The sequence below is a fragment of the Vibrio sp. V03_P4A6T147 genome, assembly GCF_002241085.1.
Lineage (GTDB): Bacteria > Pseudomonadota > Gammaproteobacteria > Enterobacterales > Vibrionaceae > Vibrio > Vibrio anguillarum.
This window is the reverse complement of the sequence record NZ_NDIO01000294.1, coordinates 1-3,336: the sequence shown is the minus strand read 5'-3', so window position 1 is coordinate 3,336 and position 3,336 is coordinate 1. Positions and strand designations below refer to the sequence as shown.

General features: G+C 43.1%; 2 protein-coding genes and 1 pseudogene. All 3 read right to left on the bottom strand.

All coding sequences use genetic code 11. The features are described from left to right. Window positions 1-43 precede the first annotated feature (43 nt). The 3 genes and pseudogenes from B9J84_RS11605 to B9J84_RS11595 all read right to left on the bottom strand — a co-directional run bounded on the left by B9J84_RS11605 (window position 44) and on the right by B9J84_RS11595 (window position 3,322). Window positions 44-1,199: pseudogene (locus B9J84_RS11605) on the bottom strand (ISL3 family transposase). Window positions 1,200-1,750: 551 nt separating this feature from the next. Next, on the bottom strand, window positions 1,751-2,233 hold the full coding sequence (locus B9J84_RS11600; RefSeq protein ID WP_010319065.1) for a YajQ family cyclic di-GMP-binding protein: 483 nt from the start codon (window positions 2,231-2,233) through the stop codon (window positions 1,751-1,753). 27 nt (window positions 2,234-2,260) lie between these two features. Beyond that, window positions 2,261-3,322, bottom strand: coding sequence for a 3-deoxy-7-phosphoheptulonate synthase (locus tag B9J84_RS11595; RefSeq protein WP_026028005.1), 1,062 nt, complete (start codon window positions 3,320-3,322; stop codon window positions 2,261-2,263). Between the last annotated feature and the right edge of the window lie 14 nt (window positions 3,323-3,336).

Here is a 3,336-nt window from a genome sequence, read left to right as displayed (position 1 = left end):
TTACTAATGAGCACTTTGCTATACTTTAAGGGTTCTTCTCCGCTTAGGTGAGCTTGATATTTGGGTAAAAAGTTGAGTGGGTATCAGGAACCGATGTTTGTCTGATCTTCAACTTAAAATAATCGGTATCTCTTACTCCTCTGGCTCTTCGTCTGAGCAAGCCTATTGATACATTGCCAGCTTCAACCCGACGTTGGTCAGCTTGTATTTTGCGTAGTTACAGATACCTACTTTTCTTTCTAATATTGAGTCTGCAAAGTTGCTTAGTGACATTATCCGAGTTGACTTCGCTAGGCGGCACCAAGCTTCAAGAGCGGCAGTCATGGTCTCGTAACAAGACTCATCCCATATCGCTTGTAGCTGCTCTTTTAGCATATAAATAACGCATAACGTCTTGTTACTCTCGAGCAAATCGTCGAGTCTGTCAGACTGCTTATCATCCAGTTTTTGAGCATTTTTTAGTAGGAGGAAGAGTGTGCCTTTGAGCATTCTTTTCTCATCGTGTGAGCCGTTCCTAAAAGCTTTCGCTCTCTCTTTTCTGATTAAAATGCAGTAGTTTTGCATCACATGGAATCGGTCAAAAACGATGTCTGCATGAGGTAGCATTTTCCTTACCGCTGATTGGTAAGCTTGCCCCATATCCATTGATACCGCTTTAATTCCAGCCTTTGTTTCCTCTGATAGTTGCTCGAAAAATGAGGTAAGGACTTCTGCTTTTCGTCCATGTTCTACCCAAATTAAATGACCAGAAACAAGGTCGTAAACGACGGTCATATAATCGTGTCTTTTCGCTCTAGCTACTTCATCAACGCCAATGTGGAGTAAGTTCTTTAGTTTCTCGGGTTCTAAAGCTGGCAGGCTTGAACGCAAGTATTCTCTATCAATATTTTTGACCGTTTCCCACCGAATACCTAAATGCTGAGACACGGCATGTATGCTCATGTGGCGGCACAATCCACTGATAAACTTGCAAAAGCGAGCGGTATAGCGACCTCCTTTAGAGACATAGTCAGTGTCTTCAATTAACCGTCTTCCTTCTTTGTCTCTGGTCTTAGCCAGTTCAACTTCTATCGTGCATGGTCGCCCGCTAACAGGCAGATTTTTACATAGTGGTCTACGGTGCAGGGTGCGCCTGTAATTGGATCTTTGACCTTATATCTTCGGTCTCGGCGACAGCGAACGAAAACTGATTGGGACACTTTATCTATTGAACAAGATTCTACACACTGACCTTTAAAGCAAAACAACGAGGAAGACAAAGACGACAAAATACACTACAAACTTATAATAAAAATAAGCATTATAAATCATGTAATTATGACAGGTTCATTGGAGCTATTTGACTCATGAAAGCGGAGAAGAGCCCTTTAAATAATGCATAAAATACTAATTTAGCAAAACCGATAGCTCACAAATGTCCAGAAACGTGTTTCAGCGGATGGTCAAGAAAAATCATAAATGCCTAGTGAGTAGTGAGTTGTGCGAGCGTCAGGAGTGGCTTTATTATTTTACTTTACCATCATCCCCTAAACACCCTTTTGGCAGGGTGATGGTTTCACGCAGTGAGGCCATCGCCTTGCTAAGCCTTCAGGGATAAAAAAGCGTACACACAATTATACATAGTATGTACGCTTATAACATCCAGATTAAACCTTGCCAGTAAAGGGCTGCGACTCACTCACACGCGAATGGACATGGTTTTTACTGTATACTCCTCGAAGGTGGCTTTGATATTTTATTCGTGGTGCTGTTAGTCTCGAAAATTGTCATACTGGAATGGCTGGCCCATATCCGATTCACGCATTAGAGCGATCACTGATTGTAAATCATCTCTCTTTTTACCCGTTACTCTTACTTTTTCACCTTGAATGGATGCTTGGACTTTGAGCTTGGCATCTTTAATGGCTTTTACCACTTTCTTGGAGGTTAACGGGTCCAGTCCTTGTTTAAATTGGACATCTTTAAACCAGCGCTTGCCGGAATGTACAGAATCTTTCGCTTCCATCGCTTTGGCATCAACACCTCGTTTCGCGAGGTTGCCACGTAAAATATCCATCATTTGACCCAATTGAAAATCATCTTCTGCAGACAGTTTTACAACTTCATCTTTGAGTTCAAATCCAGCTTCTACATTACGAAAATCAAAACGAGTAGAAAGCTCTCGGTTTGCATTATCGACAGCATTACGAAGTTCAACAGTATCGACTTCTGAAACGATATCAAAAGAAGGCATGGTGTTTCCTTATCTATTGCTTAGTATTTACTTTAAGTTACGGCGGTCAGTGATCGCTTGTGCCAGCATATCCAGCATAGTTGCTGTGTCATCCCATCCTAAGCATGGATCGGTAATCGATTGACCATAGGTGAGGTTCTTTAAGTCATGCATTGGCTGGTTACCTTCGATAATGAAGCTTTCAGCCATAATACCAGCAACGAAATCCTTACCTGTACGTATTTGTGTGCAGATGTCGGCCGTTACATCTATCTGTTTTCTATGCTGCTTTTGGCAATTCGCGTGGCTAAAATCTACGATGAGGCGCGGGGCTAAGCCGAATTCGATCAGTTGCTCGCAGGCTGCAGATACGGAGTCAGCGTCATAGTTTGTCCCTGTATCACCACCGCGTAAAATAACATGGCCAAAGGGGTTACCACTGGTACGATAAACGGTCATACGGCCATTTTTATCCGGTGAGTAAAAATAATGCGATGCTTGGGCCGCTCGAATGGCATCAATAGCAATTTTGATGTTGCCATTCGTGCCATTTTTAAAACCGACAGGGCACGACAGTGCAGACGCCATTTCTCGGTGTATCTGAGATTCCGTAGTACGCGCACCAATAGCTCCCCACGTGATGAGATCTGCGATGTATTGCCCGGTAATCATGTCTAAAAATTCAGTCGCAGTAGCAAGGCCTAGCTTGTTGATATCTAATAATAATTTCCGTGCTTTATTGAGCCCTGTTTCCAGTGCATATGAACCATCCAGATTGGGATCCGTAATCAAACCTTTCCAGCCCACAACGGTGCGTGGTTTCTCGAAATAGGTACGCATGACGATAAACAGTTCATTTTTATATTGGTCTTGGATCGCACTCAAACGTTGAGCGTAATCCATTGCTGCTTCAGTGTCGTGTACTGAACACGGACCGACAATGACTAACAAGCGATCATCGTGACCAGTCAGAATATTTTCAATTTGACGGCGTGAGTTTGCGATGCGCTCTGCTACGTCGTCTGTGATCGGATGCGCATTTCCAAGCTCTGCCGGAGTCGGCATTGGGCCCAAGGCTTGAGTTCTTAATTCATCTGTTTTTAATGGCATGGTAAAGCCTGTAC

Coding starts and splice junctions, on each gene's coding strand:
- B9J84_RS11600 (WP_010319065.1), bottom strand. CDS start 2,233: ATGCCTTCTTTTGATATCGTTTCAGAAGTCGATACTGTTGAACTTCGT.
- B9J84_RS11595 (WP_026028005.1), bottom strand. CDS start 3,322: ATGCCATTAAAAACAGATGAATTAAGAACTCAAGCCTTGGGCCCAATG.